The organism is Paenibacillus pinisoli (assembly GCF_003605435.1).
GTDB lineage: Bacteria > Bacillota > Bacilli > Paenibacillales > Paenibacillaceae > Pristimantibacillus > Pristimantibacillus pinisoli.
The window spans coordinates 187,791-214,475 of record NZ_QXQB01000002.1 but is presented as its reverse complement, the minus strand read 5'-3'; the positions used below and the strand labels follow the sequence as shown (position 1 = coordinate 214,475).

The 26,685-nt window shown below is 54.5% G+C and carries 24 protein-coding genes; 19 read left to right on the top strand and 5 right to left on the bottom strand.

Annotation, left to right across the window (positions count from 1 at the left end; all coding sequences use genetic code 11):
• Nucleotides 1–55: 55 nt before the first annotated feature.
• The 10 genes from D3P09_RS08525 to D3P09_RS08485 all read left to right on the top strand — a co-directional run bounded on the left by D3P09_RS08525 (nucleotide 56) and on the right by D3P09_RS08485 (nucleotide 8,722).
• Nucleotides 56–907, top strand: coding sequence for an alpha/beta hydrolase (locus tag D3P09_RS08525; RefSeq protein ID WP_120108960.1), 852 nt, complete (start codon nucleotides 56–58; stop codon nucleotides 905–907).
• Between the two features lie 23 nt (nucleotides 908–930).
• Complete coding sequence (locus D3P09_RS08520) at nucleotides 931–2,610, top strand: ATP-binding protein (protein ID WP_120108958.1); 1,680 nt, start codon at nucleotides 931–933, stop codon at nucleotides 2,608–2,610.
• A gap of 62 nt (nucleotides 2,611–2,672) precedes the next feature.
• Nucleotides 2,673–2,813: a hypothetical protein gene (locus tag D3P09_RS27605; RefSeq protein WP_165867348.1), complete on the top strand. Its 141-nt coding sequence runs from the start codon at nucleotides 2,673–2,675 to the stop codon at nucleotides 2,811–2,813.
• 18 nt (nucleotides 2,814–2,831) lie between these two features.
• Complete coding sequence (locus D3P09_RS08515; protein WP_120108956.1) at nucleotides 2,832–3,191, top strand: DUF3905 domain-containing protein; 360 nt, start codon at nucleotides 2,832–2,834, stop codon at nucleotides 3,189–3,191.
• Nucleotides 3,192–3,279: 88 nt separating this feature from the next.
• The gene (locus D3P09_RS08510; protein ID WP_120108954.1) at nucleotides 3,280–3,714 is read left to right on the top strand and encodes a BrxA/BrxB family bacilliredoxin; all 435 of its coding nucleotides are present in this window, start codon (nucleotides 3,280–3,282) and stop codon (nucleotides 3,712–3,714) included.
• 13 nt (nucleotides 3,715–3,727) lie between these two features.
• Nucleotides 3,728–4,537, top strand: coding sequence for an ammonia-dependent NAD(+) synthetase (nadE, locus tag D3P09_RS08505; protein WP_120108952.1), 810 nt, complete (start codon nucleotides 3,728–3,730; stop codon nucleotides 4,535–4,537).
• Nucleotides 4,538–4,805: 268 nt separating this feature from the next.
• A complete protein-coding gene (locus D3P09_RS08500) occupies nucleotides 4,806–5,873 on the top strand; it encodes a DUF4198 domain-containing protein (RefSeq protein ID WP_120108950.1) in 1,068 nt (355 codons plus the stop codon).
• Between the two features lie 3 nt (nucleotides 5,874–5,876).
• Nucleotides 5,877–7,985 (top strand): copper resistance CopC/CopD family protein, encoded by a 2,109-nt coding sequence (locus D3P09_RS08495; protein WP_120108948.1) that lies wholly within the window; start codon nucleotides 5,877–5,879, stop codon nucleotides 7,983–7,985.
• Between the two features lie 53 nt (nucleotides 7,986–8,038).
• Nucleotides 8,039–8,437: a holo-ACP synthase gene (acpS, locus tag D3P09_RS08490; RefSeq protein WP_120108946.1), complete on the top strand. Its 399-nt coding sequence runs from the start codon at nucleotides 8,039–8,041 to the stop codon at nucleotides 8,435–8,437.
• Between the two features lie 57 nt (nucleotides 8,438–8,494).
• Nucleotides 8,495–8,722: a P-loop NTPase family protein gene (locus D3P09_RS08485; protein WP_120108944.1), complete on the top strand. Its 228-nt coding sequence runs from the start codon at nucleotides 8,495–8,497 to the stop codon at nucleotides 8,720–8,722.
• Between the two features lie 540 nt (nucleotides 8,723–9,262).
• Here the strand turns inward: D3P09_RS08485 and D3P09_RS08480 are convergent.
• Nucleotides 9,263–9,610: a c-type cytochrome gene (locus D3P09_RS08480; protein ID WP_243643992.1), complete on the bottom strand. Its 348-nt coding sequence runs from the start codon at nucleotides 9,608–9,610 to the stop codon at nucleotides 9,263–9,265.
• 122 nt (nucleotides 9,611–9,732) lie between these two features.
• Between D3P09_RS08480 and mutY the strand changes: the two genes are divergently transcribed.
• The 3 genes from mutY to D3P09_RS08465 all read left to right on the top strand — a co-directional run bounded on the left by mutY (nucleotide 9,733) and on the right by D3P09_RS08465 (nucleotide 12,907).
• Complete coding sequence (mutY, locus tag D3P09_RS08475) at nucleotides 9,733–10,929, top strand: A/G-specific adenine glycosylase (RefSeq protein ID WP_120110627.1); 1,197 nt, start codon at nucleotides 9,733–9,735, stop codon at nucleotides 10,927–10,929.
• Nucleotides 10,930–10,952: 23 nt separating this feature from the next.
• Nucleotides 10,953–11,588, top strand: coding sequence for a bifunctional 4-hydroxy-2-oxoglutarate aldolase/2-dehydro-3-deoxy-phosphogluconate aldolase (locus D3P09_RS08470; protein WP_120110624.1), 636 nt, complete (start codon nucleotides 10,953–10,955; stop codon nucleotides 11,586–11,588).
• Between the two features lie 131 nt (nucleotides 11,589–11,719).
• Nucleotides 11,720–12,907 carry a transglutaminase domain-containing protein gene (locus D3P09_RS08465; RefSeq protein ID WP_165867357.1) on the top strand — a complete coding sequence of 396 codons (1,188 nt, stop codon included), beginning with the start codon at nucleotides 11,720–11,722 and terminating at the stop codon, nucleotides 12,905–12,907.
• A gap of 90 nt (nucleotides 12,908–12,997) precedes the next feature.
• Here D3P09_RS08465 and D3P09_RS08460 read toward each other — a convergent pair whose 3' ends face one another.
• Nucleotides 12,998–14,146 carry a virulence factor gene (locus tag D3P09_RS08460; protein WP_120108940.1) on the bottom strand — a complete coding sequence of 383 codons (1,149 nt, stop codon included), beginning with the start codon at nucleotides 14,144–14,146 and terminating at the stop codon, nucleotides 12,998–13,000.
• Between the two features lie 216 nt (nucleotides 14,147–14,362).
• Between D3P09_RS08460 and D3P09_RS08455 the strand changes: the two genes are divergently transcribed.
• From D3P09_RS08455 to D3P09_RS08435, 5 genes are all read left to right on the top strand, one after another.
• The gene (locus D3P09_RS08455) at nucleotides 14,363–15,433 is read left to right on the top strand and encodes an MBL fold metallo-hydrolase (protein ID WP_243643988.1); all 1,071 of its coding nucleotides are present in this window, start codon (nucleotides 14,363–14,365) and stop codon (nucleotides 15,431–15,433) included.
• 74 nt (nucleotides 15,434–15,507) lie between these two features.
• Nucleotides 15,508–16,569 (top strand): Gfo/Idh/MocA family protein, encoded by a 1,062-nt coding sequence (locus D3P09_RS08450; protein WP_120108936.1) that lies wholly within the window; start codon nucleotides 15,508–15,510, stop codon nucleotides 16,567–16,569.
• A 202-nt stretch (nucleotides 16,570–16,771) separates the two neighbouring features.
• Complete coding sequence (locus D3P09_RS08445) at nucleotides 16,772–18,391, top strand: ABC-F family ATP-binding cassette domain-containing protein (RefSeq protein ID WP_120108934.1); 1,620 nt, start codon at nucleotides 16,772–16,774, stop codon at nucleotides 18,389–18,391.
• 265 nt (nucleotides 18,392–18,656) lie between these two features.
• Complete coding sequence (locus D3P09_RS08440) at nucleotides 18,657–19,574, top strand: cation diffusion facilitator family transporter (protein WP_120108932.1); 918 nt, start codon at nucleotides 18,657–18,659, stop codon at nucleotides 19,572–19,574.
• 353 nt (nucleotides 19,575–19,927) lie between these two features.
• Complete coding sequence (locus D3P09_RS08435) at nucleotides 19,928–21,013, top strand: C40 family peptidase (RefSeq protein WP_243643986.1); 1,086 nt, start codon at nucleotides 19,928–19,930, stop codon at nucleotides 21,011–21,013.
• Between the two features lie 66 nt (nucleotides 21,014–21,079).
• Here the strand turns inward: D3P09_RS08435 and D3P09_RS08430 are convergent, their stop codons facing one another.
• Nucleotides 21,080–21,850: a YqaA family protein gene (locus D3P09_RS08430; RefSeq protein ID WP_120108930.1), complete on the bottom strand. Its 771-nt coding sequence runs from the start codon at nucleotides 21,848–21,850 to the stop codon at nucleotides 21,080–21,082.
• 354 nt (nucleotides 21,851–22,204) lie between these two features.
• Between D3P09_RS08430 and D3P09_RS08425 the strand changes: the two genes are divergently transcribed.
• The gene (locus D3P09_RS08425) at nucleotides 22,205–23,404 is read left to right on the top strand and encodes an MFS transporter (protein WP_120108928.1); all 1,200 of its coding nucleotides are present in this window, start codon (nucleotides 22,205–22,207) and stop codon (nucleotides 23,402–23,404) included.
• Between the two features lie 511 nt (nucleotides 23,405–23,915).
• Here D3P09_RS08425 and D3P09_RS08420 read toward each other — a convergent pair.
• Together D3P09_RS08420 and D3P09_RS08415 are read right to left on the bottom strand one after the other, a co-directional pair.
• Nucleotides 23,916–25,331 carry an NAD-dependent malic enzyme gene (locus D3P09_RS08420; RefSeq protein WP_120108926.1) on the bottom strand — a complete coding sequence of 472 codons (1,416 nt, stop codon included), beginning with the start codon at nucleotides 25,329–25,331 and terminating at the stop codon, nucleotides 23,916–23,918.
• A 91-nt stretch (nucleotides 25,332–25,422) separates the two neighbouring features.
• Nucleotides 25,423–26,538 carry an MGDG synthase family glycosyltransferase gene (locus D3P09_RS08415; protein WP_120108924.1) on the bottom strand — a complete coding sequence of 372 codons (1,116 nt, stop codon included), beginning with the start codon at nucleotides 26,536–26,538 and terminating at the stop codon, nucleotides 25,423–25,425.
• Between the last annotated feature and the right edge of the window lie 147 nt (nucleotides 26,539–26,685).

Genomic DNA, 26,685 nt, shown 5'->3' with positions numbered 1-26,685 from the left:
TCATGGTTTCCAGTATAATTTAATTATATTACCCGGGCAAGGAGGTCGGTTCACGATGCTTCGCGAAGAATGGCAAGTGCTTGGTACGGAAGCGAAGAGACTGTACGTCAGAGAATGGCTGCCTGAGGGGCAGCAGCCTCGGGCGCTGGTTCAAATCGTCCACGGCCATGGCGAGCATGGCGAGCGCTACCGCTATGCAGCAGAGCGAATGACAGAAGCAGGCTTGGCCGTAGTCGCTCATGATCTGCAAGGTCACGGTCGTTCAGAGGGCAAGCGCGGACACATGAGCGCGATGGATGCCGCCATTGATGACGTGCTCCGTGTTATGGAGGAGGCCAGGGAGAGGCATGCCGATACTCCGGTGTTGTTATACGGGCATAGCATGGGCGGCAATATTGCGCTGAATTGCGCCTTGAGGAGAAAGCCCGACATCGCGGCCCTGATCTTGACTAGCCCTTGGCTTAAGCTGGCCTTTAATCCGCCAGCGATCAAGGAGTGGGTCGGAAAGGGCGTCGCGCGACTATTACCGACCTTGCCGATGTCGACGGGGCTTAAGCCGGAAGATCTATTCCGGGCAAGCGAGCTTGGCATTCCGCCGATAGGCGAAGATCCGCTTAACCATACGACCATTACGCCAAGAGCATATCTGGAGGTTCAGTCCGCCGGAGAGTGGGCGCTGCGCAACGCAACAGAACTGCATGTGCCGCTGCTGCTGCTGCATGGAGATTGCGACCGGATCACATCGTTCGAAGCCAGCAGACGCCTCGCAAGCGCTCTGGGGGAACGCTGCGACTGGAAGCCGAAGGAAGGCGGATTGCATGAGCTGCACAACGATATCGGCGGGAAGGAAACTTTGAGCGTTATCATCGACTGGATTTGTCAAAGGCTTTCATTACTGACTAACTGATTCATAAAGGAGGCCGGCCTTTTGTGCTAAAGGATTTGCTGCTCCAATTCTTTTTATCCGTTCTCCCGGTATTCGCCTTCTTGCTATGGCATGACAAGGAACGCGGCTGGAGCGGATTCAAATTGTTCATTACCGCAACGAGTGGCATCTCGATGGTACTGTGCTTGCTGACAACAGCATCTGTGAATGAATATGAGATCGATTTTCGCGTCGTGCCTTACTTAATTGGTTCTTTGTACGGCGGCTATCGTGCGTTGGCAGCGCTTACGGTTCTGTATGCGGGCCTGCGCTTAACTACCGTTGATTATTTGGAAGAAATGTATGGCTTCATTGTCTATTTGACAGTGTTCCTTATCATATTGCTATGCTTGATCGGGCCATTCCAGAGAGCTGCTGCTGCCAAGAAGGAAAAGATCGGCGTATCCATTGTGAGCGCGCTGCTCGTATTGTTGATCGGCATTATTTATGTATTAATGAAGCAAGCTGATGTTCCTTGGACGCCGGACGTTACGCTTAACGTGCTGATGGCTACAATCGGCCTCTTGCTGGCTGTGTGGCTGTCCATCTACATATTGGAAGGCGTGAAAGAGAAGCAGCAGCTTCATGACAAAGTCATTCATCTGTCGGCAAGCTATCTCAATGAAGTAGAGAAGCTCCAGCAATTTATAGACAAAGCGCCGATTGCGGTCATGATGGTTGACCGGAAAGGCTATATCACGCATGTGAATGAAGAGAGCTCCAAGCTGCTTGGCCTGAAGGAGCACTTCTCCTCGGTGGAGGAGTTGAAGAAACAGCCGTACCGGGAAGTATTCCAGACGGGAGAGGAGCATGCAGGCATGCCGCTGCTCGATCAAGCCTTGAACGGGCTGCCGACGACGACTGTCCCGCAGATGGAAGAAGGCGCTATGGTGCTGTATACGACAGTGACGCTGCGTGATACATATACGAACAATGTGGCAGGGGCGGCCTTGATCGCACAGGATGTAACCGAGCTCAGCCAACTGCGGGACGAGCTTGGCAGAATGGAGAGGCTTAGTCTTGTCGGACAGATGGCGGCCAGCATTACGCATGAGATCCGCAACCCGATGGCGGTCATTCGGGGTTTCGTGCAATTAATTCAGGAGCGCAGCCCGCAGAGCCAGCATGAATATTTTCGCATTATTATGGAAGAGCTTGACCGGGCCAATCTGATTATTAGCGATTTTCTGTCCCTTGCGCAAAACCGCGAGCTCAAGATGGAACTGGCCTCTATTCATACAACGATTAACGATCTGGTTCCGTTGCTGAATGCGGACGCCAACCTGCGGGGCCAGACGCTGGAAGTCGCGCTGTGCAAGGATATTCCGCTAATGAAGCTTAATGACCGCGAGATGAAGCAGATGCTGCTGAACATCGCAAGAAACGGTATGGAGGCGATGGAGGAGAAAGGCGTTCTGCGCATCAAGACGGATTATCATGACGGGGAGATCAGCATTCACATTTCTGATCAGGGCGCAGGTATTCCGCAGGACAAGCTCAAGCATATGTTCGAGCCCTTCTTCACGACCAAGACGCGCGGCACGGGCCTTGGCCTGCCGCTTTGTCTCAGCATCGCCGAGCGGCATGGCGGCCGGATCGATGTCCAGACGGCAGAGGGGGAGGGGACCACTTTTATTGTCACCTTCAACATAACGGAGGAGTCTGCCGGGCATTCTAATCCATGAATGGATAATAGCGGCCGCTCTCTGTGAGAGTGCAACCCAATCCGCGAAGGAGGCAGAACAGGATGTCCGATAGAACGAAAGCAGACGGCAGCTCCCTGGAGCAGAAGCAGCAAGCGGCGCGCAATGCGTCCAAGGCTAATGAGTCGGGTGAGCATGCCGGCGTTGACAAAAAGCTGAACGGACCCAACCGTCCGTCGACCTAAGGCGGCGAGGGATAGCTATTGAGCGACAATAACTCACGCAAGCCAAAGGATGATCCTGCCCTTGATCCTTTCGAAATCGAGTTTCTCCCGCAATTTCGCGAAGGAAGAGGTCCAGAGGCTCCATTCGTTAATGAATATGGCGTTGTTATCGGCGATCATATGTATGAGTCCCCGGAATCGCCGCTGGAGCAATGGAGCACGGATACGGATCCCGCTATAATGGCGGGCGATCAGTGGGTGCATCCCTTTAAGGACATCGGTTTTCTGACGGAGGAGAACCGGGATTGGTTCGAGCATGGCATTCAGCCGGAGGCGAGGCAGTTCTTCCATCCGGAGCATGATGCCGCAAGCGGAGCCGATAAGCCGGCCTCTGAATAGGGAGCAACCGGAGTGACAACTCCGGTTGCTTTATTTTCGTAAGGGGCGGTATAATAGCTTAAAATAGTCCTTGAAGGAGTGTATTAGCATGTCGATGTCATTCGAGAGATATATGTTGGACATGGTCCAACCCATGCGTGACGATCTTACGAAGCTGGGAATTCAAGAGCTTCGCACAGCAGAGGAAGTTGAAGAGCATGTGCCGGGCGCGCAAGGTACGGCGCTGATCGTGATCAATTCCGTATGCGGATGCGCGGCAGGCCAATGCCGTCCGGGCGTGGCCCAAGCATTGCAGAACGAGAAGCTGCCCGATCACCTGTTCACTGTATTCGCCGGCCAGGATAAGGAAGCTACTGCGCAGGCGCGCCAATACTTTGCGCCATACCCGCCTTCTTCGCCTTCCATCGCATTGATGAAGGACGGAGAGCTGGTTCACTTTATTGAACGCCATCAAATCGAGAATCGCTCCGCAGCCGATATCGCGGCAGACTTGACGGACGCATTCGACAAATATTGCGGTTAATAGGAGCTGCCAGATGACTCTACAAGAGGAAATTATTACACGTCTCGGCGTAAAGCCGGTGATCGATCCCGACGAGGAGATTCGCAAGCGGGTCGACTTCCTGAAGAAATATGTTCTTGATGCGAACGCAGCCGGATTGCTTATCGCGATCAGCGGCGGCATTGACAGCGCCGTTGCGGCGGGTCTGTGCAAGCGTGCGACGGATGAGCTCAGCGCAGAGACGGGCAAGGAATATATGACCCTTGGCGTATTCCAGCCTTATGACAAGCAAGTCGATATTGCCGACAGCTATGCGGTTGCCGAAGCGTTCGGCTTGTTGCATAAGGCAGAGACGAATATCGGCGAGGCGGTAGACGAGATTGCCCTTGAAGTCGAGCACAGCTTCAAGGCGCTTGGCATCCCGCGCCATCTCAGCCGCGGAGGCAAAGGCAACGTCAAGGCGAGAACGCGCATGGTGATGCAGTATGCGCTTGCCTTCGATCTGAATCTGCTCGTAGTAGGCACGGATCATGCTTCGGAAGCGGTGACCGGCTTCTATACGAAGTGGGGCGACGGCGCGGTTGACCTGACGCCGCTTAGCACGCTGAACAAGCGCCAGGTAAGACTCGTTGCCGCGCGTCTGGGCGTTCCGGACAGCGTGCTGCACAAAGCGCCGACTGCCGGCCTATGGGACGGCCAGACGGACGAGGATGAGCTTGGCATCAAGTATGACGAGAACAGCGATTATCTGGAGGGCAAGGACATTGCGCCAGAGGTTCGCGAGAAGCTTGAGAAGCAATATTTGAAGACGGAGCATAAGCGTTCCGCTATTCCCGGCATTTAAGGAAATGGACCGTTCCGACTTAGCAGGCTGACGCTTGGAATCTATGTGATTCCAAGCGTCAGCTTTTTTGTGCTTAACAGAAGATTAGCCGCTGAAGCGGGATGAGGGAAATACGCATTTTTGAAAATGAATGAAAATAAAGAGGGTTGTTCACAGTTCGTTCACAATTTGTTCACAATTAGATGGCTCGTTCGGGTCATGTCTTCATCGGCCGAAGTTGTTACAATATGTAAGTTAATATTAATTCGATAAGAGAGGTTGATGTAGGATGTCTATTCGCAAGAAAATGACAGGCGCGCTGCTGGCAGCCGTGTTGACGGTAAGCGCAGCAATACCCGTGTTCGCTCATGACGGCTGGTCGCAGACTAATTCGCCCATAGTGGCGCCGGGGCAAGTCTCTTATGTTGAACTTATGCTTGGCAACCACTCCAATGAGCACAAAAGCTATCGCATCGCAGGACAATGGAGCACAGACACATCGAAGGTGTTCGTTACGACGCCGGGCGGCGTCAAGTCCGACATTACGGGAACCAGGTTCTATACAGGCGAAGCAGCTACGGAGACGGAACCTGCAGTCAACAACTATTTTGTCGCATCGTTCAAGTCGAACACGCCGGGCGCTTATATCGTCTCGGTTGAGGGCGACAGCATCTTCAAGCATGGCGGCACAGGCAGCCGCACGCTGCGCAGCGCGAAGTCGTTCGTTGCTGTAAGCGACATTCCGGTCATTGACCGCGTGAAGGCGCTGCAAGGGTTCTCGAAGCAAGTAAGCCCTGACCGCGCTGAGCTTATTCCGCTCTTCAATCCTGCTGCTGTGACAGCTGGCGAAGAAGTGTCCATCCAATTGCTGCTGAAGGGCGAGCCCCTTGCAGACACCAATGTGGATATCATCCGCCGCAGCAACTCGGAGCCGACTGAGCTTGTAACGGACAAGGACGGCAAGATTGCGTTCAAGGCTGGCGCTGCCGACTACTATCTTGTCCGCGCGAAGCCGGCGACGAAAGAAGCCAAGGATGGCGAATACGATCAGACGAGCTACGAGGCGACTATGACGTTCACTGTACAGAACGAATCGCCGAAGCTGCCTGGCAAGCCGGCCTCCAGCGTACCGCATGTCTATGTTAACGGTGTAGCAGTTGCGCAAGATGGCGCTGTGAAAGTAGAGAAAGGCGTAACGAAAGCATCCGCTGACTTTATCCGTGATCATATCGATCCTAACTACGCATCGCAGGAAGCTGGCGCGCTTCGCGCCATCGCAGAGGCGGCAGGCGCGACCGTGGAATACTTCCCGGCCGTGGGCGAATCCAGAGCCGCAGTTGCGATTTACACGAAATAACGCATGATGAAAAAAAGTTATTCCTTACTGGCTATTCTGCTGGTGGTATGGGCATGCTTGCCGAGCTTCGTCTCGGCACATGCCTATATTTATCAGTCCTCTCCGCTGGCCAATGCGGTATTGGATAGCTCGCCATCTCAGATCAAACTTACATTTACCGAAAAAATCGATACCAAGATGAGCTCTGTTACGCTGGAGAACAGCGCAGGCGGCGAAGTAAAGGGGACACTCAGCAGCGATGGCGACCAGACGCTGATTTTGACGATTCCTAAGCTGGAGCAAGGCGTGTACAAGGTAAAGTGGCAGGTGCTGTCCTTGGATACGCATGTGACCGACGGCTCCTTTCAATTCTCCATCGGCGTAGCGCTGGAGACGAAGGCGCCTGACGATACGGCTTCGCTTGACGGCGGCGGCTCTGGCGGCAGCGCTAAGCCGACCGCAACTCCGAAGCCGACAGTGGCGCCATCGGCAGCCGCTTCAACGGCTTCACCCGGCACTGCTGCAACGGCGAAGCCATCAGTGACGCCGTCGCCGAGCAGCCCAGCCAAGCAAGAGCCGTCTCAGGCAGCCGGCTCGGCTACCCCGTCGCCAACACCGACGCCGTCTCAAGACGCAAGCGAGGCATCCGCGCCGCCTGCCGAGGCGGAGACCTCCGAGCCGGATGATACGGCAAGCGGCGAGTTGCCGGAGACTGCTGAAAGCGCAGGCCTTGCGACCGATCCGTCGGATGCAGAGCCTGCCGCTACGGATGACGCGGAAGAAGCGAGCGGTGTTGTCGAAAGCGAGACGGAGCCGTCGGCTGTAAGCTCCGGCGGCGATTCTGCCGCATCGGCATCAAGCAGCAGCGGCGGAGAGCATAATCATGCGGGAGGCCACGGTTTGATGGTGTTCCTGCGCATTGCCGAGGTGCTGGCTGCGCTAGCTGCCGGAGGCATCTTGTTCTTCCGCTACGCGCTATGGAGAAACGAAGACAGCGAGCCGCCAATCGGATTTTCGCTGCGGGCGGAGCAATTCGTTATTGCAGCCGCCGCGATCATCTGGATCGCATCCGGATGGAGCCGTATCGACATGCTGGCTTCGCAGTTTAGCGGGATCGCCTGGAACGATATTTTATCGCAGACGATGGTAGGCAAGGTTTCCTTCCTGCGACCGTCTGCGGCGGTCATCATCCTGCTGCTGGCATTTGCGCCGAAGCGCGAGGCTGTATGGGCTAATCCGGTCAAATGGCTGCTCGCGGCGGGCATTATCGTCACGTTCCCGATGACTGGGCATGCTTACGCGGCGGCAGAAGATGCCATGGTTTCGATTATTGCTCATACAGTCCACATGGGGACTGCCGCCGTCTGGTTTGGCGGTTTGACAGGTCTCTGGATGCTTACCTATCGGCCTGGAGGCAGCAAAGCCTTGCTTCGCACAGGTGACAGGTTCGCAATGTACGCTTTGCCTAGCATTGTTCTCATTATCATTAGCGGAGTATGGCTGACGCTGAATCATCTCTCCTCGTGGAGCCAGCTATGGAGCAGCGATTACGGCAGACTGGCGCTTGTCAAAATCGTCCTGCTGCTGCTTGTCGTTGGCATAGCGGCCGTTCATCGGCTGCTGCGGTCCAAGGCTTCTGGAGAGAGAGCTCTTGTATGGGGTGTTCGCGCAGAGATTGTAGCAGCTATAGCCCTTATTGTCGCTGCCGGATGGCTGGCGACGACCTCGCCGCCGCCATATTCGCCGCCTGATGCGGCCAGAGAGCCTGTATATTGGCATGTGATGGGCGAGAAGGCGCATATGACGCTGCGAATCAATGAAAGCAAGAGCGGCACGCAGCTCGTGAAGCTTGATGTATGGATTCGCGAGGACCAAGGCGAGCCTGAAGAGCTTCAGGTGGAGTTTGTTCCGGAGGCCGGAGCAGCTGCGGGGGCGGTTGCCATTCCGTTAGAGAAGGAAGAAGGCGGAAGCGATCCATTCGGCTTCCCTGGATTCAACAAATTTACGTATGCTGCTGAGGGCTCGTACATCGGTGCAGCTGAAGACGGACTTCTGGTCGTAAGCTTCAAGGATAAGAGCGGTGAAGCTTTCTCTTACGAGAGAGCGCTGAACGATTCCGGCTTGGCGCCTTGACAAACGATGATCCCATCTGCTAATGTCTCCATCATGAAAGAGGAGGCAGGAGCATGATAATAGGAATCGGACATGATCTGACGGACGTGGCGAGAGTCTCCGAGATGCTGGAGAGCAAGCTGCGCGACAGATTCATGCAGCGTATATTGACTCCTGGCGAACGGAGTGCTTGTTCATCTTATAGCGGGCCGCGCCTGCATCAGTATGTTGCGGGGCGGTTCGCAGCCAAGGAAGCGATTGCGAAGTCATTTGGCTGCGGCATCGGAGCTTTGCTTGGTTTTGGAGATATGGATATCGGGCGGGATGCATCCGGCAAGCCAGTCTGCAGACTGTCTGCTGAAGCATGGGTTCGGCTTGGTCTCAGTGGAGCGGATACTGCCATTCACATTACGATTACGCATGAACGCGCATTGGCTTCGGCTTTTGCCGTCGTGGAACGGATAAAATTGTAACCTTTGGCCCATACTGCGAATGTAATAGCAGTAAGATGCGGCGAAAGGAGAATGGCTATGAACAGAGGGCGTCAGCATAACGCGAAGAGACGGTTCAAGACAGGTCAATGGGTGCAGTATGACGGCATGTATTCCAATGATTGGGGCGATGATCTGCTGCTCGTTCAAGGCGACTTATTCCCGACTCATCCCCAAATGGGCGAAACCCATTGGTTCTACGCAGGTCCCGCAGTCCATTACGACCACAAGTCTCCGAAATCCAATGGGCATTACATCGGCTATTGAGACACTAAACGTCGTTTGATGCAAAACAAATAAAAGTATGGCGGTGCACAGGATGTAATCCTGACACCGCCATTTTCTGTTTCGGTATATAACTAGCCGCCTTGAAAAGCGAGAACCTTGCTTCAGGCGCGATTAGTGGCGCATGGGCAGCGTTAAATCAGCTTTTGGAGCTGTTGAGCTTATGTAACGCCGCCATACGTCGCTATTTTCGCTTTTGCGCAGATTTTACGGGTTTAGCGCCGCGTGGCGTCGTTAGATCAGAATTTGGAGCGATGGAGCTCGTGCAACGCCGCCATACGTCGCTATTTTCGCTTTTGCGCAGATTTTACGGGTTTAGCGCCGCGTGGCGTCGTTAGATCAGAATTTGGAGCGACTAAGCTCTTTTAACGTTACTAAGTGCCATTATTATCGTATAACTGTCACATAGGAGAAATTAGTAGTGCCGAGCCGTGATTAGTAGGGCCCCGGCTGTGGCATCATGCGATAGATTGATAGTGTCACAGCCGGATATAGAACGCTCTGAGGCTGATCCGCAGGGCTTTATTGCTTGGAGGCCAGCCAGTCGGCCAGACCGTCGATTTCCTTTTCCGATAAGGTATCGGCGAAGCCCGGCATCAGCCCTTCGCCTTGCTTGATCTGAGCCGTGATCTCCTCGTAGCTCATGCGGGAGCCAACCTGCTGCAGGTTCGTATTGGCGCCGACGCGGCCTTGCAGGTCGTTGCCGTGACAGTTCAGGCAGCGGGCCTTGTAGACGGCTGCAATATCGGACGGAGCGTCCTTCAGGTTTGTGCCTCCTGTCGGGCTGCCGCCGCATGCGGCCAGTGTGGCAGCCAGCGCCAGAAAGACAGTGCATTTCGCCAGTTGAGCAGTTAATTTAGCAGTCAGCAAAGGTACTCCTCCTTTCTCTTCCATGTTATTCATAGGAATATGCTTGTATAATTCGTATAATAGAGGAATGAGAGAGAACAAACAACCACTCCGAGGACGGGAAGGATTACGATAGTATGACAATGCAAGCGGAAGCAAGGCAATATTTTAGCCGGGAGCTGCTGGCCTGGTATCAAAGAGGCAACAGGGACCTGCCGTGGCGGAAAAATAAAGACCCTTACCGGATATGGGTATCCGAAATTATGCTTCAGCAGACGAGGGTCGATACGGTTATCCCTTACTTTGAACGATTTATGGCGAATTTCCCGACGGTACAGGCTCTTGCCGAAGCGCCGGAGGATGAGGTGCTGAAGTGCTGGGAGGGACTCGGCTATTATTCGCGGGCGAGAAACCTGCAGGCGGGCGCTAAGATGGTGATGGAGCTATATGGCGGCATCATTCCCGATGATAAGGAATCGGTGGCGGTACTAAAGGGCGTCGGGCCGTATACGACAGGCGCGATTATGAGCATTGCCTTCAACCGTCCGGAGCCGGCGGTGGACGGCAACGTCATGCGGGTGCTCTCCCGCTATTTCTGCCTGGAGGATGATATTGCGAAGCCGTCTACAAGAGTAGGGATCGAGAAGCTTGCCGCAAGCCTTATTCCAGAGGGAGCGGCGGGTGACTTCAATCAGGCGCTGATGGAGCTGGGCGCGCTCGTCTGTACGCCCAAGTCGCCAAGCTGCTTGCCATGTCCGGTTATGGAGCATTGCGAAGCGAGAATGGCGGGGCGCGAGACGGAGCTTCCGATCAAGACGAAGGCGAAGCCGCCGCGGCAGGAATACCGCTTGGCGGTAATTGTCGAGGGCACAGCCGAACACGCAGGGAAAGTGCTGGTCAGACAGCGTCCAAATACAGGACTGCTGGCTCAGATGTGGGAGCTGCCGCATCTGCTGCTTGACGGCAAGCACAGCGGCATGTTCGCAGAATCGGCTCCCAAGGAGCAAGGCGAGCTGGCGGAAGCCGCCATCCGCATGCTGGAGACGGACGCAGGTTTGCTGATCCGACCGACAGGATGGTTTGCGGACGCGGATCATATCTTCAGCCATATTCACTGGCGGATGCGGGTATATGCAGCGGATCTGGGCGTTATGGACGGCGTGCTGGCTGCGGAGAGCGGAGCGCCTTATTGGACAGGCGAGCCGGCAGCGACTCTGGAGGATATGCCGGCAGAGGAGCGAAGCCGATACCGCTGGATCGGAAGGGACGAAATGGACAGGCTTCCGTTCCCGAATTTGTTCTTGAAGCTGTTGAATGACTATTGGAGCAGGAAATCTTAAGGCGGAAAAGGGGTAGAATGGGAATGAGCGGCATGCTGAATGAATTGTTGAAGCATAAAATCGTGGCTATCCTGCGCGGCATCGAGGATGACAAGGCAGACGATACAGCCAGAGCGCTGCTGGACGGCGGCATCCGGCTGATGGAGATTACGATGAATACGGACGGCGCGGCGGCTATGATCAGCCGCTGGCGCGAGCGGTTCGGCGAAGAAGCGCATATCGGAGCCGGAACGGTTATTGATCTCGATACCGCGAAGCAAGCGGTTAAGGCGGGAGCGCAGTTCCTGATCTCTCCCAATCTGGATGAGGAAGTTATCGCATATGGCCGGGAGCATGGCGTCTCCGTCTGGCCGGGCGTCATGACGCCTACCGAGATTGTGAGGGCCGTCAAGGCCGGCGCAGAAGCTGTCAAGCTGTTCCCTATGGGATCGCTTGGGGTCAATTATTTGAAGGAGATTCGCGGCCCGCTCAAGGAAGTGCCGATTCTGGCAACCGGCGGAGTCGATCTGCACAATATTGCAGAATACTTCGGCTCAGGTGCGAACGGTGTCGGACTCGGAACCAAGCTGGTTAATATGGAATGGGTGAAGGAAGGCCAGTTCCACAGAATTACCGAGCGCGCCCGGGCGTTCACTCTTGCGGTCAGCGAGCTGGGTTAAGCTGATGTTGGGGGCAATTTGCCTTCGGACTGGCATCATTCCCGTGGACGAACATATGATGTTAGGAAAGCGGGCAAGCGTTCGCCATTCGAGTGGCGGCTATGCCGCAGGAGAGATTGAAGGAGGAGCCTATGCGTAAAGGAGCAGTCAAGCTGCTGGCTATCGCGATTGTCATTGCTGGCGCGTACAGCTTGAATATGAAACTGAATTTGTTCCCGACGAGCGCGGATTCGAGCCCGGAGCCGGCTCCTGTTGCCAAAGCAGTGGAAGCGGCTCATGAGCCGGCCGCAGCCGAGGAGGAGCTGCCGGACCGATTCGAGAAGCTTGAGCTTGAGCTGGCCAAAGGGTTCAAGGAGCGGGATGAGCGGTTCTCTGCCTCTTATACGGGCGACAAGTCAGAGCTGTCCGACCAGATGACCGATATTATCAGGGCGGCGCTCACGCATGACGACTACTCCGCTTACATATTGGAGTCTTACTTGTATACGATTCGAAGCTGGGGCAACAAGTCAACCATAACGGTGGAGGCGAAATACCGCGAGTCGCCGGAGGAGACGGCCAAAGTGGTGCAGGCAGTGGATGCAGCGCTTGCCGCAATCCTGCAGCCGGGCATGAATGACCACGAGAAGGTAAAAGCCATTCACGATTGGGTCGTAACCCATGTGGAGTACGATCAGTCGCTTAGCTACTATACGGCTTACAATGCGATCTCATTAGGCAAAGCGGTATGCCAGGGGTACTCGCTGCTCGGCTATCTCATGCTGGAGAAGGCGGGTATACCGGTGCTCATTGCAGAAGGCAAGGTCAATACTGGCGAGCATGCCTGGAACATGGTGCAGCTTGACGGGCAATGGTACCATCTGGATCTGACATGGGATGATCCGGTTGGCGCCGAGGATGACCGCATCCGTTATACGTATTATTTGAAGACGGATGAGGAGCTTAGGGCAGACCATCAATGGACGCGGACGTATCCGGAAGCTTCAACCAGATACGCCGATGCCTTGAAGAACCTGGCGGAAGCGGGCGGGGATCAGTCTGACCGTTTTGAAAAGCTTAAGGTGGCGATAGGGCTGCATTGGCTGGAGGAGGAGCATACGGTAGCAGATGCGGTCGAGCTCAAGGAACGTATTCGCTCGGCTGTCGCTTCCCGAACGGGCAAGCTGGAATTCCGGTACGAGCAAGGCGAGGACTTCCCGAATGAGCTGAAAGCGGCATTCGATGGAGTAGGAGTTGCGGTGGGCTACCGCGCGAGCTATGAGAAGTTCGGAAGCGGAGGCGATGCGCTGCTCGTTCAGTTGCATTTGAACTATCCATAGCCTCGAGGGCAGTTATGCTAATCATCAATATTAAATAGAGCCTGCGAGAGCGGTGTCTTCTGGCACCATCTTCGCAGGCTCTTTCTCATCTTATTTTGACTCCTGATTCCGGGCGGCGGTCATCTGCTGCCATACGGAGCCGGCTGCTTCTTCGCCGCGTTGAATTCTCTCCAGCGCAATCTGGGCTTGCAGCATAATCTCGAACTCGCTGTCCTTGGCTGCTTCTTCCAGTGCCTCGATGGCAGATTCGTCGCCCGCCTCATAGAGGAAGCGCGCCGCTCTCCAGCGGACAAGCTTGTTCTTGTCCTTCAATGCCTCGATCATCGGGCCGATCGCCGCCGGATCTCCGATGTCGGACAATGTATCGCCAGCTGTACGCCTTACGGACGAGGAGGAATCCTTCAACGCTTCGAACAGCAGCGGCATCGCTTCCGGGGTCTTGAGGTCGCCCAGGTAGATGACGCCCAGACGCTTGATCGAAGCATTCTGGTCGCGGATGGCCTTCTCGAGCAGCGGAATGCCGTCCGGTTCGCTAATATAGCGCTCCAGCGCGGCGTAGCGAATCTGCCAGTCATCCGACTTGAACTGCTCCAGCGCCTCTTCCAGCGACAGCGGAGCGGGTCTAGGCGCTACAGGGGCTTCCTGCTCGCCGGGGCCTGCTTGCAGCGAAGCTTCGATGAGCATATTCAGCCGCTCCTCCGTGTACGTCGCTTCAAGCTCGCGAACGATCTCGGCGGCGATCTCCTCCGGCTCGCCATAACGGACGCCGAATTCCTCCAGCTTGCGCTCGCGGATCATAGTAGAGCCGGCTGCTGCGCTGACGGCGTCGGTGAATTTCGGCGGGAGTGCGGAACGCACTTCCTTGTCGTCCATCCGCACTCTGACCTGAATCGGGATGCCGCGGAACATCTGCACAAGCACTTGAGCTTCGCCGAATCCGGTGGAGATTCCGTTGCCTGCTGCTGCCGAAGCATCACCGTCGCCGGCCTGCAGGAGCTGCCGGGCATCGGCCAAGATGCGCGCCCAATCCGCTCCCGGCTTGCGGTCAAGCGCAATGAAGTCGGCGGTGCGGAATACGCTGCGCACGCCCTCTATAGCGAGCAGGCCTTTGAACGGCTCCGGCGCGCTGTCCGCCTCGGACACCTTATACGTCAGCCTTCTGCCGCGCGGCAGCATCTCGTCCACATTCAGCTTCATGGAGTTGGGGCTCGGCGTTGGTTCTATGGATAACAGTTTCATTTGAGCGAAACCTCCTTAAAGATAGTTATACGCATGTACAATGCCATCTACTCTACTATACCATGACAGCCGCGGATAATCCCAGCAATCGATACCGCAATAAGGCTAAGTTGAGTAGACTGGAAACGACAATACGTTGTTCGCAATTTGCAATGCATGCCCTTGACTTGTTATCTTAAGGGTATGCCACAAGCAAGCGGGGAGGGAAAGCGCAACTTGAGAAATAAGAAATTTGCCAATCAGGATCAGGTTGAACAGCATAATTCCTTTAAGCAATTCAAACGATGGCGTCAAGAACGGGTCCGCAAGCTCAAGCTGAAGGATTATTCGTATAGGGTACCCCAAGGGGAGACGGACTTGCCTTTTTTGGCAAGCAACAGAGAGCTCCCGTCCATCACCTGGATTGGACATTCCACCTTCCTCATTCAACTGGGAGGTTTAAATATTGTGACGGATCCCGTATGGTCGGGACAAATGGCCTTTCAGAAGCGGCTTGCGCCGCCCGGCATTCCCATTAAGGACGTGCCTCCCGTGGATGTGGTGCTGGTCTCCCATTCCCATTACGACCATTTAAGCATCGCATCGCTCAGGCGGCTGACAGGCGGCAGGCAATTGCTTGTTCCTGCAGGGCTTAGCTCGAAGCTGAAGCTGAAGGGATTCAACAACGTCAGGGAATTTCATTGGTGGGAGTCGGTTACGATCAAAGGCGTCAAATTCACCTTCGTGCCGTCTCAGCACTGGACGCGCCGCAATCCATGGGATACGAACAGCTCTCATTGGGGCGGATGGGTGATGGAGACGGCGGGGGCGAATCGTGCCGATATAGAACCGCATAGCAAGCAACAGACGGCTGAATCGATAAAAGCCTCATACCAAGAAACGGCGGCAGCGTCGGCTTGGAAGGCGGAGCAGCCCGAGAAGAAAAAGCGGGCGGTGCGTCATGCCGTTCCGGCTTCGACAATCTATTTTGCTGGAGACAGCGGGTATTTTCGCGGGTTCAAGGAGATCGGCAGCCGGTTCCAGATCGATGTGGCGCTTATGCCGATCGGCGCCTATGAGCCGGAATGGTTCATGAGTCCGCAGCATGTGTCGCCGGAGGAAGCATTGCAGGCCTTCGAGGATACGGGGGCCAAATGGTTTGTTCCCATGCATTATGGCGCCTTCAAGCTGGCGGACGATACTCCGCGGGAAGCTCTTGACCGCCTGGAAGCGGAGCGCTGCCGGAGATGCCTCGAGAAGGAGCGCGTCATCGTGCTGCCGCTCGGAGAGACATGGAAGCTTACGTAGTGCTTGGGACCAATCCTTCTAAGAAGTGCTCTAAGCATAGTGCGCAAAAATAGATTTCCGTTAGGAGGCTATCCATGACGAATCGAAATTTGAGCATAGGCATCATTGGGGCAGGGGCAATAGGCGGCGTCCATATGGACACCTTGGCTAAAGTCGAGGGCGCGAATGTGACGGCAGTTGCGGATGCGCATCTGCAGATGGCGCAGCAGCGAGCCGGGCAGTACGGCATTGCGGCGGTTTACACCGACCCATGGGCGCTGCTTGCGGATGAGAGCGTGGACGTTGTTGTGATAGCGGTGCCGAATCAATTCCATGCTCCGTATGCCATTGAAGCGCTAAAGCGGGGCAAGCATGTGCTGCTGGAGAAGCCGATGGCTATCGATTCAGCTTCTGCGCGCTCCATCGCTGATGAGGCGGAACGGTCGGGCAAAGTGCTGATGATCGCGCATCAGATGCGGTGGAAGGGGCTGAGCCGGGCGGTGAAGGAGATGATCAGCCGCGGTGACCTCGGGCGAATCTACCTGGCCAAGACGGGCTGGCTCCGCAAGAAGGGCATCCCGGGCTGGGGATCATGGTTTACGCGCAAGGAGGCTGCGGGCGGAGGGCCGCTCATAGACATCGGTGTCCATATGCTTGATTTGTCGCTCTATCTGATGGGCAATCCGCAGCCGCAATCCGTCTATGGCTCGACCTATGCGGAGTTCGGCCCGAACCGCGAAGGCATCGGCAGCTGGGGCACGCCTGACTGGAACGGTTATTACAATGTTGAGGATCTGGCTTCCGCGCTGATCAAGCTGGATAACGGAGCGACGCTGTCGCTTGACGTCAGCTGGGCTGCTCATGCGGCAGGCTTGCCGGAGGAGCCGTTCCTGCATCTGATGGGCACGAAGGGCGGCATATCGATCATTGGCGAGAGAGGGACGTATATTACTCATCGGAGCAATGAGGTGGCCGAAAGCGAGATAGCGCCGTATGCAGGGGAAGAGGATCGGGTGCTGATGGCCCGCTGCTTCGTGGAATGCGTTCATGAGGGGCGGCAGCCTGACGCAGGTGCCATGGCTGGTTATACAACAAGCCGGATACTGGATGCCATCTACGAATCTTCGCGTACCGGCCATGAAATTAAGCTGATATGAAACCATGGGATAGGTTGGAACCTCTCTGCCGTCCGGCGCGTATGTATGCCGGGGAGAGGTTTTTTGCGCAGTCAGCCCTTTATGCGGCAGAAATCTGTGATCTTTTCCATATAAGCCGCTTTCATCGTTCGTTTCTATAAGAGACTGTGCTATAATAGTTCGAGAAAATGCGATTATGTAGTGAAGGACGGGATTAAATACCATGATTAGCACAAGTGGCATAACGCTTCGCTTTGGGAAGCGCGCGCTTTTTGAAGATGTTAATATCAAGTTTACGCCGGGCAATTGCTACGGCCTGATTGGAGCGAACGGGGCGGGCAAGTCTACGTTCCTCAAGATTCTATCCGGCGAAGTGGAGCAATCCTCGGGCGAAGTTCATATTACGCCGGGCGAACGCCTTGCCGTATTGAAACAGAACCATTACGAATATGATAGCTTCAGAGTGCTCGAGACTGTCATTATGGGTCATAAGAAGCTGTATGAAGTGATGAAGGAGAAGGACGCGCTGTATGCGAAAGCTGACTTCACGGACGAAGACGGCATGCGCGCAGGCGAGCTTGAGGCAGAATTTGCGGATATGAACGGCTGGGAGGCTGAATCCGAGGCGGCAGAGATGCTGAACGGCCTTGGCATCTCGACCGAGCTTCATGACAAGCAGATGTCAGAGCTGAGCGGCAACGAGAAGGTCCGCGTCTTGCTGGCGCAAGCATTGTTCGGCTCTCCTCACATTCTATTGCTCGATGAGCCTACCAACCACTTGGACATCGAGTCCATTCGCTGGTTAGAGGACTTCCTTGCAAAGTATGAAGGCACCGTAGTCGTAGTCAGCCATGACCGTCACTTCTTGAATACGGTATGTACGCATATTGCGGACATTGACTTTGGCAAAATTCAGATGTATGTGGGCAACTACGACTTCTGGTACGAGTCCAGCCAGCTGGCTCTATCGCTTATGCGTTCAGAGAACAAGAAGAAGGAAGACAAGATTAAAGAGCTGCAGGCGTTTATCCAACGTTTCAGCGCGAACAAATCAAAGTCCAAGCAAGCGACTTCCCGTAAGAAGCTGCTTGATAAGATTACGCTGGATGACATTCGTCCGTCCAATCGTAAATATCCGTTTATCTTGTTCAAAGGCGAGCGCGAAGCGGGCAAGCAGCTTCTTCTAGTTGAAGGCCTGACCAAATCGGTTGAAGGCGAGAAGCTGATCGACAACTTGACCATTACGATCAATAAAGGCGACAAGATCGCTTTTGTCGGACCGAACAGCTTGCCGAAGACTACGTTCTTCCAGCTGATCGCCGGCGAGCTTGAGGCGGATGCGGGCAATTATTCGTGGGGCGTTACGACGACTCGCGCGTACTTCCCTAAGGACAACTCCGCGTACTTCGACGGCGTTGATCTGAACCTGGTAGATTGGCTTCGCCAATATTCGAAAGACCCTGACGAGACGTTCCTGCGAGGCTTCCTTGGCCGAATGCTGTTCTCTGGCGACGATGCTATGAAGAAAGCAAGCGTATTGTCTGGCGGCGAGAAGGTTCGCTGCATGCTGTCTAAGATGATGCTGGAAGGCGCGAACGTGTTCATCCTGGATGAACCGACGAACCACTTGGATCTGGAGTCTATTACAGCGCTGAACAACGGTCTGATCGATACGGATTGCACGATCCTGTTCACATCCCATGACCATCAGTTCGTACAGACGATCGCCAACCGGATTATCGAGATTACTCCGAACGGAGTGATCGACCGTATGATGACTTACGATGAGTACCTTGAGAGCGCGGAAGTGAAAGAGATTCGCGAGCGCATGTACTCGGTATAAGCATAATTGAGCCATTCCGTCCCGAATTTATTTTCGGGGCGGTTTTTTTGTGTGAAATGGGAATGATTCGCATCCATTGCGACCATCATAACGTAGACCGGATCGGCGCAGGCGGCTGTTTTCCGATTCTGGCCCTTGTCTCACTCTTTTGCCCTGAGGCATAAAAGCTCGCATAAGGTCAACACTGTTTCTCTAGACCCACACGGTACCGCTCGGGTATGATATCGAGAGACGTTTTGAAGAGATTGGCAGGAGGCTTGGCATTTTGACACAGTATGAGGATATCAAAGAAGGCGAGAAGGGCGCTTGGGTTAGCATAGCTGCTTATATTGCCTTATCAGCCTTGAAGCTCGCAATCGGTTATATGTTTGTATCAGGAGCGCTCGTAGCCGACGGCTACAATAACTTGACGGATATCGTAGCTTCCGCAGCGGTGCTGGTCGGCCTGCGCATATCGCAGAAGCCGCCGGATAAGGACCATCCATACGGCCATTTCCGCGCGGAAACCATTGCCGCACTTATTGCGTCTTTTATTATGGCGACGGTTGGCATTCAAGTTCTTATTACCGCCGTTAGATCGCTTATCGCAACCGAGCATACGACGCCTAATATGATTACGGCTTGGGTCGCGCTATTCTCGGCAGTGTGCATGGGAGCAGTCTATTGGTATAACAGCCGTCTGGCCCGCAAGATCAACAATCAGGCGCTGATGGCGGCGGCGAAGGATAACCTGTCTGACGCTTTGGTCAGTATCGGAGCGGCAGTCGGCATTATCGGAGCCCAATTCGGTATGCCTTGGCTGGACCCTGTTGCGGCGTTGCTTGTAGGCATCATTATTTGCAAAACGGCATGGGGCATCTTCTATAGCTCCACACACGCGCTGACCGACGGTTTCGACGAGAAAGAGCTGACGACGCTGCGTGCGACGATTGCCAAAACAAAAGGCGTTATTGCAATTAAAGATATTAAGGCCAGAGTTCACGGCAGCAACGTGCTGGTGGACGTGATTGTGCTGGTCGATCCTGAATTATCCCTGATTGAGAGCCATCGGATTTGTGACGAGATTGAGCGAAGAATGGGCCGGAAGCACAATATTATGGGTGTTCATGTCCATGTCGAGCCGCTGGAGCAGGACCATCAGACCTCGAAAGAGAGCTTAAATCCGCTGCCGGAAGGCCGCTAAAGCCGCTTGGTAAATAGGACCATATTTTAGCCGGAAACTCAAAAATGAGCCTTTAGTCCTAATACCTGTATGAGAGAGTCCTAATCTTTATGAGAATTCTCATTTTTGGTATTTGGACCAATAAACTCACTGCATACATCATTTGATAAAAGCGAAAAAGGAAGGCGTCTCCATGGATGGAGGCGCCTTTTATTAATTTTTTCTTAGCATTTTTGGGTAATTCGATATTCCCATTTCAGGCGTCCCCCATTTAGGAACATGGGTCGATGCTCGTACCAAGACGCCAAACTTACAATGGTTGATGTAGACGCCGAACACCGGCACAGCAACCATCATACAAGGAGGCGTATTGAATGAAATACACCATGAAGCACAAAGTCGCTGCTGCGACCATATCGGCCGCATTGCTGCTAGGCACCGCAGTGGTGATCCCAGCGCCGGCAGCTTATGCCGCGCAGTCGGCTGAAGTGATCTGGGGAGTTAACATGCGTACGGCCCCATCGGCTTCGAGCACGGTTATCCGCATGCTGAAGAAAGGCGAGAATGTGAGCATCATCGAGGAAGCGGGCAGCGGCTGGTACAAGGTAAGCGATTCTAGCGGCAAAACAGGCTATATTTCTTCCTCTTCCAAATATACGACAGTGAGCGGTTCTTCCGATTCCTCTTCTTCGAATTCCGGTTCTTCGTCGGAAGCTGTTCCGGCTATGAACGCAGTTGTGAAAAAATCGGTTTCCTTCCGTGAAGGTCCGACGACATCAGCCAAGCGCATTCGTTATCTGCAAACAAACGAGCAGGTTCAAGTATTGGGCAAATCGGGCAGCAGCTGGTATGAAGTGCTTGATTCGAATGGTGTAAAAGGCTACGTGACCACGCAGACACAATACCTGTCTCTGGGCAGTACGGCGGGCACAGGCAGCGGATCGACGAATACGGGTTCCAACGGATCCGGCAACAGCTCGAACGGTGATACGGTCACTAAGCCGTCTACGCCGTCCTCCAACGCATCGGTTGAGAAAGTGATCTCGGCCGGGATGAAGTATCTGGGCACACCGTATGAGTTCGGCTCCAACCGCAGCTCGACCAAAACGTTCGACTGCTCCGCTTTCGTTAGAAGAGCATTCATCGACGGACTGGGCATCACGCTTCCGGCAGATTCTCGCCAGCAAGGCGATTATGTGAAGAAAAAAGGCAACACAACAACGAATATCAACAATCTGAAACGCGGCGATCTGATGTTCTTCATGTCCTACAAAGGGACAAGCGCATCCGCCTATAGCGGCGTGAACAAGTCTACTGCACGCATTACGCATGTCGGCATTTATCTGGGCGACGGCAAAATCCTGCACACGTACTCCAAGGAGAGCGGCGGCGTAAGAACGAATACGATCAAAGGCACGCATTGGGAGCACCGCTTCCTGTTCGGAGGAAGCGCGCTGTAAGAGCAGACGAGTCATATGAAAAAAGCTATCCCTCATCTCTTCGCGGAGAAAAGAGGGATAGCTTTTTTATGAGGATACGTCGTTTTTGAGTTCGGCTGCCGCAGGATGGCGATCTGCCTTAGCCTGACGATCGGCCGCTGTGTGCCGCTCAGCCGCAGCTTGTTGCTCAAGGACTGGTTGATGCTCGGCCGCAGCATGGCGTTCCATGGCTTGATCAGAACCTTCTGCTGCTTGGTGGTCCTTAGCCGGCTGCTCTTCTGCCTCTTGCTTTAATTGCTTCTTCTTGCGGATTCTGCTGCGAACAAATAGGAAAATCGCGATTAACGGTACGGCGATGACAAAGGTATACAGCGATACATCCTTCACCATCGATTCTGCTGCGCGGCCATAGAAGTAGAACAATGCGCCGACTGCGTAAAACTTGACGGCCCGACCAACCGCAGCATAACCAATCAACCGCCATAACGGAAAGTTTAAGGCACCGGATAAAATCGTAAATACTTTAAACGGGATTGGCGTAAACGATCCAATCAATATGGCAGCCTCGCCGTTTTTTTGGAACCGGCTTGTTGCGGCATCAATCCATTCTGTTTTGAGAAAACGATAGAGAACGGACTTGCCCATAATCTTGCCCAGATAGTACCCGACCGGTGTGCCGAGCAGACAGGCGATATATCCGACGGTAGCCAGCCACAGGGCTGTTGTCGGATTCATGATACTTAAGGATACCTGTAAGAAAAACGCAGGGACCGGAAAGATGACCGCGTCGAGAAAGGAATGCACGAACAGTCCCAAGGGGCCATAATCCTTCAGAAAGTCAATAAAAGCTTGAAACATGAGGCAGGCTCCTTTTTGTTCAACGTACCTGCTAAGTATAGCATACAGTTGATTAGTCGTCGCCTTTTATATAGGACGCAGGTCACAGACGCTATGATGGCGTTTTCACAGGCTGCTCGTGATAGCATAACAACGCCCATAAGTTAACTTACGTGGCACAGGATCGCTGGTTTCAATAATTTTATGTGTTAATTACGCATTCTTATGCGATAAGCGAAGCTTCGCCGCCGTTTCCTCGGCTTTGCTGCCCTGTTCGCGTTTTGAACTCCTATGCAAGTAGGCGTATAGTGGTACATGATGCATGCGTCCGGATTGAATTAAAGTGTTTTTTTGGCAAGAAGGGAGTGACATCACTTGCAATCCTGGAAAAGAACGATGTGGATTTTATGGTTCGGCGTTCTATTCTGCAGCTCCAGCTATACGATGTCGGTGCCTTTCCTGCCCTTGTTCCTGTATGACCTTGGCGTGGACAAAAGCTCGGTTAATTTGTGGGCGGGCGTCGTCCATTCATCGGCTTTCCTCGTCGGCGCAATAATGGCTCCATTATGGGGAATGCTGGCGGACAAGTTCGGCAAGCGCAAAATGGTTATTCGGGCAGGATTGAGCCTTGCGATCATTTATGCCTTGATCGCTTTCGTACAGACGCCTTGGCAGCTAGTCGGAGTGCGGATGATGCATGGTTTCGTCGGAGGATTCGTCCCGGCATCCATGTCGATCGTCGCCATGATCGCGCCGAAGGAGAAGCTGGGCTGGAGCCTTGGCATGATGCAGGCCGGAACGATGACGGGAGGCATCCTCGGTCCGTTGTTCGGCGGACTGCTCGCCGAAGCGTTCGGCATGCGCAGGTCGTTTATCGTAGCGGCTGTCATTATTTTTGCGGCGGCGCTTGCCGTCATCTTTTGGGTAAAGGAAGATCGAAGCGGGGAGACCTCTGCGAAGGCAAAGGACAAGCAGCCGGTCACGTACCGGATGGCGTTCCGCAATCGGACGCTCATCTATCTGCTGCTCATTCTCGTTGTGTTCCAGCTGTCCCTGAACATGATTCAACCCCTGCTGTCTCTTCATATCGCAGATTTGCAAGGCGGCGAGAAGGGAGCGGTACTATCCGCAGGACTGGTCCTGTCGCTGATCGGCATCGCCGGCATCATTGCTTCGCCGATATGGGGAAGGCTGGGCGAGAAAAAGGGACATTACCGGATTCTCATTCTATGTCTGCTGTCTGCGGGTACGGTCGTCTGCGTGCAATATTTTGTAGAGGCGCTGTGGCTGTTCGCTTTCGTGCAATTTGTGTTCGGCCTGTTCATGGCGGGTATCGTCCCGATCATCAACACGCTGATGGTCCAGAATACGGACGAGCAATTCCGCGGCCGCTCCTTCGGCTTGACCGCCAGCGCCAACCAGTTCGGCTCCATGCTGGGGCCCCTGCTTGGCGGCGTGCTCGGACTGTTCCTCGGCATCCACTCCATCTTCGTGGCAACCGGGGTCATCATGGCCGCAACGGGCATATTGGTCTGGACGAAGCGCAGCCGCAACCGGACTGTGGTCCGTTCGTAGTTGTGCGGGGCAGCAACTTGCGATATAAGCCGAGTTTCTCGGCTTAGAGCGCCCGCTGTGGCAGCTATTTGCGCAGTAAGCCGAATTTCTCGGCTTAGAGCCCTCGCCGCGGCGGCAACGTGCGCAGTAAGCCGAATTTCTCGGTTTGGAGCGCCCGCCGCGGCAGCAATCCGCGCTGTAAGCCGAGTTTCTCGGCTTAGAGCGCCCGCTGTGGCAGCTATTTGCGCAGTAAGCCGAATTTCTCGGCCTAGAGCCCTCGCCGCGGCGGCAACGTGCGCAGTAAGCCGAATTTCTCGGTTTGGAGCGCCCGCCGCGGCAGCAATCCGCGCTGTAAGCCGAGTTTCTCGGCTTACATTACGCTGGCTTGGAGCGAAGCTGCGAATCGAGCGGCCGAGTTTCATTTAGGCCGGGTGTAGCAAGATTGGCTATATGAAGTCGGCCACACCGACTTCATTACTCAAAAAAGAGCCTGCATGTCCGAAAATCGGACATGCAGGCTCTTTTACTGCGCCTAATCCCGCAGCTGGCGGCGGGATACGCCGCTTTGCTGGGCGGCGGCTACGACTCTGCGCCGCACTTCCTCTACGATCTTGGCGTTGAACACGCTCGGGATAATATACATGCGGTTCAGCTCTTCATCGCTGATGACGGAGGCGATCGCCTCCGCAGCCGCAAGCTTCATCGCTTCGTTGATCTCGGAAGCGCGGCTGTCGAGCGCTCCCCGGAATATGCCGGGGAAGCAAAGCACGTTGTTGATCTGGTTCGGATAGTCGGAGCGTCCGGTCGCGATGACGCCTACGATATCCTCGACCAGCTCGGGGCGAATCTCCGGCTCCGGATTCGCCATGGCGAAGACGATCGGATCAGGCGCCATGCTGGCGACATGCTCCCTTGTCAGCAGGCGGCCGGCCGATACGCCGATGAATACGTCGGCTCCTTCCAGCGCTTCCTTCAGTCCGCCCTTGCGGCGCTCCGGATTCGTATTCTCCGCATACCATTGCCACATGGGATGATCGTACGTCTCATCCGCAGACAGGATGCCTGGGCGGTCGATGCCGATGACATTGCGTGCGCCGCCAGCGAGCAGCATCTTCGTGCAAGCAGTGCCTGCCGCGCCAATGCCGCATACGACAATGCGGGCTTCGCTTAATGTGCGGCCGGTCAGCTTGAGCGCATTCAGCAGGCCGGCGTAGAGCACGACAGCGGTTCCATGCTGATCGTCATGGAAGACGGGAATATCCAGCTCCTCGCGCAGCCGCTGCTCGATCTCGAAGCAGCGGGGTGCGGAGATGTCCTCCAGATTGATGCCGCCGAAGGCAGGAGCAAGATGCTTGACTGCGGCGATGACTTCTTCTGTGTCTTGCGTATCCAGGCAGATCGGGAAGGCGTCGACATCGGCGAATTGCTTGAACAGCATTGCCTTGCCCTCCATGACCGGCATTGCGGCATACGGCCCGATATTGCCAAGCCCGAGCACAGCGCTGCCGTCAGAGACGACGGCTACAGTGTTGCGCTTGATCGTAAGCGTATGCGCTTTGGACGGCTCTTCATGTATGGCCTGGCATACTCTGGCTACGTCCGGGGTATATACTCTCGACAGATCGTCGCGGTTTTGGATCGGCGTCTTTGGCTGAATGGTGATTTTGCCGCCCAGATGAAGCAGGAACGTACGGTCCGAGACATGAAGCAGCCGGATGCCCGGAACGGAACGAAGCGCTTCTGTCAGACGTTCAGCGGCGCCTTGCTCGGTTATTTTGACGGTCAAGTCCCGCACGCTTGTATTTTTGTCGGTATGTATGACGTCGATGGCGACGATATCGCCTTTGACTTGCTCGATTGCGGTAGCTGCCTTGCCGAACTGGGCTTTATCTGTGTCGATTTCAAGCCTGAGAATAATCGTTTTTCCATCTGTCATCTGTGATTGCATGTGTGTCACGATCTCCCTTCACGTGTGCAGTATCGGTATCAATGAAGCCATCTTCAATTATGCCCCAAAGCAGCGCCGAAAAACAAAGCCGTCACTGCATGAGCTGCAGTACGGCCTCGGGACATCTCTTAGGATCATATTGAAGCTCTCGCTTCCGGAGCAGGCCTTCGCGGAAGGCGGCTGCTGCCGTCGTGTCATGGATAAGCTGGAACCACCGGTCAACCGTATCGTTCGAGTCGAGCATTTCGCCGAATCCGTTCTGGATGAAGTATTCGCAATTCTCTTCCTCCTGGCCCGGTATCGGCTCATAAAACAGCATCGGGAGCGCCTTGCTCATGCCTTCGGTGCAGGTCATGCCGCCGGGCTTGGTTACAAGCAGATCGGCCGCTTCCATCAGCTTGTGAACATCTCGCGTAAAGCCAAGAATACGGATGTTCGGATGCTGAAACATAGGATCGCCCAGCATCTTTTCTTTCATCTTCTCGTTGGAGCCTACGCAAAAAATCAATTGCGTCGTCTCGCGCCACTTTGTCATGTACGACAAGGCATTGTCTTCATACAGGATACCCCAGCCACCGCCCATAACGAGAACCGTCGGCATATCCTTAAGCTCGTACTCCTTGCGAACGTCTTCCTTCTTGTATGTAATCCAGAAGCTTGGATGGACAGGGATGCCTGTCACCTCCACACGTTCAGGAATGACGCCTTTCTCCACAAGACGGCGCTTCACGTCCGGGGAAGAAACCAGATAATGATTCACTTCCTGGCTCACCCAGGAGCCATGCGCGTCGTAATCGGTAATGAGCGTATATAAAGGAACGTCCAATCCGAGCCGCTTCAGTCTTGCGACGACGGTATTAGGGACGGGATGGGTGCACACGATAAGATCTGGCTTGAGCTGTGCGATAACCTGCGAGGTTTGTGTGTAAAACACTCGATGCAGCGCAAGCTGCGCCAGACGATTGGTCGGTTTCTTATAATTGCTGCGGTACATCATGCCCACCATCTTGGGCTGAGAGCTTACTGTTCTCCTGTAAGCCGATACGATTAAAGGCCCGATAACCGGGTTTAAAAATTTCCCCAGCTCAATGACTCGAGCCGAAATGCCGGGGCAAAGCTGCTTCAATCCTACTGCCAGCGCATTTGCTGCTTGCGTATGGCCGGAGCCGAACCCCTCTGAGAGCAGCAGCACTCTCTTTTTGCGCATATACTCACCTACTTTTCTATTTCCATATTACTTCTCGCGTTAGGTTTACACAAGCGCTGATGTTCTTCTTGTTATTAATTTAAGGTTCATTTACATTGTAATCACAAGGTTGTCCTTGAATGCATACAGGAAGCAGTAAAAAACGTC

What these genes read in the sequence shown, in the direction of transcription:
- D3P09_RS08470 (WP_120110624.1), top strand. Translation starts at nt 10,953, where the DNA reads ATGAGCGGCATGCTGAATGAATTGTTGAAGCATAAAATCGTGGCTATC.
- D3P09_RS27605 (WP_165867348.1), top strand. Translation starts at nt 2,673, where the DNA reads ATGTCCGATAGAACGAAAGCAGACGGCAGCTCCCTGGAGCAGAAGCAG.
- D3P09_RS08495 (WP_120108948.1), top strand. Translation starts at nt 5,877, where the DNA reads ATGATGAAAAAAAGTTATTCCTTACTGGCTATTCTGCTGGTGGTATGG.
- nadE (WP_120108952.1), top strand. Translation starts at nt 3,728, where the DNA reads ATGACTCTACAAGAGGAAATTATTACACGTCTCGGCGTAAAGCCGGTG.
- mutY (WP_120110627.1), top strand. Translation starts at nt 9,733, where the DNA reads ATGCAAGCGGAAGCAAGGCAATATTTTAGCCGGGAGCTGCTGGCCTGG.
- D3P09_RS08460 (WP_120108940.1), bottom strand. Translation starts at nt 14,146, where the DNA reads ATGAAACTGTTATCCATAGAACCAACGCCGAGCCCCAACTCCATGAAG.
- D3P09_RS08500 (WP_120108950.1), top strand. Translation starts at nt 4,806, where the DNA reads ATGTCTATTCGCAAGAAAATGACAGGCGCGCTGCTGGCAGCCGTGTTG.
- D3P09_RS08420 (WP_120108926.1), bottom strand. Translation starts at nt 25,331, where the DNA reads ATGCAATCACAGATGACAGATGGAAAAACGATTATTCTCAGGCTTGAA.
- D3P09_RS08510 (WP_120108954.1), top strand. Translation starts at nt 3,280, where the DNA reads ATGTCGATGTCATTCGAGAGATATATGTTGGACATGGTCCAACCCATG.
- D3P09_RS08450 (WP_120108936.1), top strand. Translation starts at nt 15,508, where the DNA reads ATGACGAATCGAAATTTGAGCATAGGCATCATTGGGGCAGGGGCAATA.
- D3P09_RS08430 (WP_120108930.1), bottom strand. Translation starts at nt 21,850, where the DNA reads ATGTTTCAAGCTTTTATTGACTTTCTGAAGGATTATGGCCCCTTGGGA.
- D3P09_RS08485 (WP_120108944.1), top strand. Translation starts at nt 8,495, where the DNA reads ATGAACAGAGGGCGTCAGCATAACGCGAAGAGACGGTTCAAGACAGGT.
- D3P09_RS08435 (WP_243643986.1), top strand. Translation starts at nt 19,928, where the DNA reads ATGAAATACACCATGAAGCACAAAGTCGCTGCTGCGACCATATCGGCC.
- D3P09_RS08415 (WP_120108924.1), bottom strand. Translation starts at nt 26,538, where the DNA reads ATGCGCAAAAAGAGAGTGCTGCTGCTCTCAGAGGGGTTCGGCTCCGGC.
- acpS (WP_120108946.1), top strand. Translation starts at nt 8,039, where the DNA reads ATGATAATAGGAATCGGACATGATCTGACGGACGTGGCGAGAGTCTCC.
- D3P09_RS08525 (WP_120108960.1), top strand. Translation starts at nt 56, where the DNA reads ATGCTTCGCGAAGAATGGCAAGTGCTTGGTACGGAAGCGAAGAGACTG.
- D3P09_RS08465 (WP_165867357.1), top strand. Translation starts at nt 11,720, where the DNA reads ATGCGTAAAGGAGCAGTCAAGCTGCTGGCTATCGCGATTGTCATTGCT.
- D3P09_RS08445 (WP_120108934.1), top strand. Translation starts at nt 16,772, where the DNA reads ATGATTAGCACAAGTGGCATAACGCTTCGCTTTGGGAAGCGCGCGCTT.